This is a genomic window from Gordonibacter pamelaeae 7-10-1-b (assembly GCF_000210055.1).
Classification (GTDB): domain Bacteria; phylum Actinomycetota; class Coriobacteriia; order Coriobacteriales; family Eggerthellaceae; genus Gordonibacter; species Gordonibacter pamelaeae.
In genome coordinates this window covers 1,882,550-1,886,025 of the sequence record NC_021021.1, presented here as the reverse complement: position 1 = coordinate 1,886,025, position 3,476 = coordinate 1,882,550, and the positions used below count along the sequence as shown (strand labels likewise).

The following is a 3,476-nucleotide window of genomic DNA, read 5'->3' as shown; positions in this document are numbered from 1 at the left end:
CGCGAGTTCCATGAGCCTCCCCGCGAGGGAGGCGGCCGCCTCGGCCCAGTCGCCCTTGCAGGCGAGCTGCGGGCCGTAGGGGCCGGACACGACCTCGAGCTCGCCGAGCACGGCCTCCCGGTGCTCCGCGATCCAGCGGTTCACCCGCACGCCGTCCGAATGCTCCACCGTACCGACCCATGGGAGGCCGGCGGCCTCCTCATTGGAGATCCTCTCGTGCCTCTTCCTCAGCACGACGACGTCGCTCGTCACGGTCGTCCCCGCCGACGCCCTGAACGTGCTGTCGGGCAGCCTCGCCGCGCAGACCAGCTCGGCCCTGGCCGCCAGCTCGCGCCTCGCGGAGCTCGACTTCTTATCGAGCGTTCCCGAGGCGGTGATGAACGCGACGAGGCCGCCGGGGCGCACGTGGTCGAGCGACTTGGCGAAGAAGTAATCGTGGACGAGCATCCCCTCGCCGGCATGGCGGCGGTCGTAGACCGAGAACTGGCCGAAGGGGACGTTGGTGACGGCGACGTCGAACGAGTCGTCGGCCAGCGTCGTCGCCTCGTAGCCCTTGCACTGGACGGCCATGCCGGGGTGCGCGTGCTGCGCTATCAGGGCGGACACCGGGTCGGGCTCCACCATGGTGATGCTGGCGAGGCCGGCCATGCCCTCCGGCATCGCGTCGGCGAACCGGCCCGTCCCGGCGGCCGGGTCGAGCACGTTGCCGGCGGAGAACCCGGCCATGGCGAGGTAGTCCCACACCGCGCGGGCCACCTCGATCGGGGTGTAGTAAGCGGTGAGCGTGGACTCGCGCGCCTTGGCGTACTCCCTCTCCGTGAGGCCGGCCTTGAGCCTCTCGCGCTCGGCCGCGTAGGCGTCCGACGTCTCGTCGAACACCTCGGCGAGGCCGCCCCACCCGACGAACGAGAGCATCCTGGCCGCCTCCTCGGGCGTCGCCTCGCGGCCCTCGCGCTCGAGCTCCTTCGCGACCATGACCGCTTCGATGTTCCGCGCGATCCTCGTGCGGGAAGGAGCCGGCGAGGCGTCCCCGATGGGACGGCGGGACGGCTCCGTGGCCGCCGTGCCCTTCTCCGGCGATCACCCGCAACGGCGCCAGGGCGGCGCGAAGGGGAAGGGCGGCAACCGCGGCAACCCCGGAGCGAAAGCCGGCCGCAACGGCGGCGACCGGGCCAGGCAGGGGAAGCCCTCGCAGGGCTTGGACGGCGGCGCCCCGCGCGGCAAGGGCCAGGGGAGGTAGGCCGTGGCCGACGCCTTCGAGAACATACTCGGGCAGCCGCAGGTGCGCGAGTTCCTTCGCGCGAGCGTGGCGAGCGAGCGCGTGACGCATGCGTACCTGTTCACGGGCCCGGCCGGCTCGAACAAGACGATGGCCGCCTATGCGCTGGCCCAGGCGCTGCTGTGCCCGAAGGGCCCCCACGGCCCACGGGGCGGCGAGTGCGGCGCCTGCGACATCTGCCGGCGCGTCAAGCGCAAGAAGCACCCCGACGTGCGCTACTTCGCGCCCGAGGGCGCCGGCGGCTACCTGGTGGACCAAATCCGCGACATCGCGGCCGACACGGTGCTCGCGCCCATCCAGGCCGACCGCAAGATATACATCCTCGACCGCGTGGACCTGCTGGGCGTCCAGGCGGCCAACGCCTTCCTGAAGACGCTGGAGGAGCCCCCGTCCGACGTGGTGCTCATCCTCTTGGGCCGCACGCGCGAGAGCGTTCTGCCCACCATCTTGTCGCGCTGCCAGGTGGTGCCGTTCCGCCACATCCCGGCCAGCGAGGCCGCCGGCATCCTGGCGCAGAACACGGGCGCGTCGCGGGAGAAGGCCCGCATCGCCATCGAGGCGTGCGACGGCTCCATCACGCGCGGCATCGAGTTCCTGAAGTCCAACGAGCGCCTGGCGTTCCGCGCCCGCGTGCTCGAGGCGCTGGCCCTGCTGCGCAACGCCGACGACTGGGACCTCGTGGGCCAGGCGGGCGAGCTCGTGGTGCTGGCGAAGGCCCCGCTCGACGTCGTGCGCGCCGCGCAGGAGGAGGAGCTGGCCGAGAACGCGGACTTCCTGGCGAAGTCGGCCATCCGCCAGATAGAGGCGCGCAACAAGCGCCAGCTGACGGCGAAGAGCCTCGAGTCGCTGCGCCAGCTCACGGCCATCATCCGCTCGTGGCTGCGCGACGTGCTGGCCGTGTGCGCCGAGACGCCCGAGCTCGTGATAAACGTGGACGCCCGCGGCGCGATAGAGGACGCCGCACGCGCCACCGACGAGGCCCGCGTGGCCGCCGCGCTTTCGGCCGTGCGCCGCTGCGACGAGGCCATCTCGTATAATGTATCCCCTGAGACATGCATCGACGCGCTGCTCTTCGAAACAAGGGACGCGCTCTACCGCCCCCGCCCGCCCGCGGGCGCCGGGGCCGTGAGATAGAGAGGTATCGGCAATGGTTCGCATAGCGCCCATCAGGCTCGCCTACAACCCCAAGACGCTCTGGTTCGACCCGGGCGACCTGGAATTGAAGAAGGAGGACCCCGTCGTGGTGTCCACGGCGCGCGGCCTGGAGTTCGGCCGCATGGCCGATGACGTGTTCGAGGCCGACGAGGCCCAGGTGAAGAAGCTGAAGACCGCGCTCAAGCCGGTGAAGCGCCTCGCGAGCGAAGAGGACGTCGCCCGCGCAGAGGAGATGTGCCGCCGCTCGGAGGAAGCGCTGCCCGTGTTCAAGCAGATGGCGGCCGAGGCGAGCGAGGACATGCACCCGGTGTCCGTGGAGTTCCTGCTCGACGGCGACAAGGCCGTGTTCTACTTCGAGGCCGAGGAGCGCGTGGACTTCCGCGAGCTCGTGCGCAAGCTGGCCGCGCACTTCCACGTGCGCATCGACATGCGCCAGATCGGCGTGCGCGACGAGGCCCGCATGGTGGGCGGCCTGGGGCATTGCGGCCAGGAGCTGTGCTGCAAGCGCCTGGGCGGCGAGTTCTGCCCCGTGTCCATCCGCATGGCCAAGGAGCAGGACCTCTCGCTCAACCCGCAGAAGATATCAGGCGTGTGCGGCCGCCTCATGTGCTGTTTGCGCTACGAGTTCGACGCGTACAAGGATTTCAAAAGCCGTGCCCCGAAGCAGAACTCGCAGGTGGAGACGCCGGCTGGCATGGCGAAGGTCGTGGACTTGGACGTGCCGCGCGAGATCGTGTCGCTCAAGGTGGAGGGCGAGAAGCCGGTGAAGGTACCGCTCGCGGACTTCGAGCCGCCCGACGAGGGCAGCAACCGCCCGAACCGCGTAGGGCAGGACGCCTGGGACGAGGCCACGACTCAGGCGGTGATCGGCGTGGCGGGCGAGAGCTCCATCTTCGCCACCTCGCAGCTGACCGGGTCCGACAAGCTGGCCGACCCGAAGGCCGTGCGCCGCACGGGGTCGGGAGGCAAGGGCAGCTCGAAGGGCCGCGGCGGCGCAGGGAAGGGCTCCGGTTCCGGTGCGGGAACGGGCGGCGGCTCGGCC

Annotated in this window: 4 protein-coding genes; 3 read left to right on the top strand and 1 reads right to left on the bottom strand. The window is 70.9% G+C overall.

What is annotated here, in order from left to right; translation table 11 throughout:
- Positions 1-975, bottom strand: a 975-nt coding sequence (locus GPA_RS19095; protein ID WP_462486144.1) for a class I SAM-dependent methyltransferase, incomplete at its 3' end; no start/stop codon positions are given.
- A gap of 58 nt (positions 976-1,033) precedes the next feature.
- Here GPA_RS19095 and GPA_RS08710 point away from each other — a divergent pair.
- The 3 genes from GPA_RS08710 to GPA_RS08700 all read left to right on the top strand — a co-directional run.
- A complete protein-coding gene (locus GPA_RS08710; protein WP_041239355.1) occupies positions 1,034-1,240 on the top strand; it encodes a hypothetical protein in 207 nt (68 codons plus the stop codon).
- A gap of 3 nt (positions 1,241-1,243) precedes the next feature.
- On the top strand, positions 1,244-2,413 hold the full coding sequence (locus GPA_RS08705) for a DNA polymerase III subunit (protein ID WP_041239354.1): 1,170 nt from the start codon (positions 1,244-1,246) through the stop codon (positions 2,411-2,413).
- Positions 2,414-2,426: 13 nt separating this feature from the next.
- Positions 2,427-3,476: PSP1 domain-containing protein (locus GPA_RS08700; protein ID WP_083809019.1), on the top strand; the 1,050-nt coding region annotated here is incomplete at its 3' end.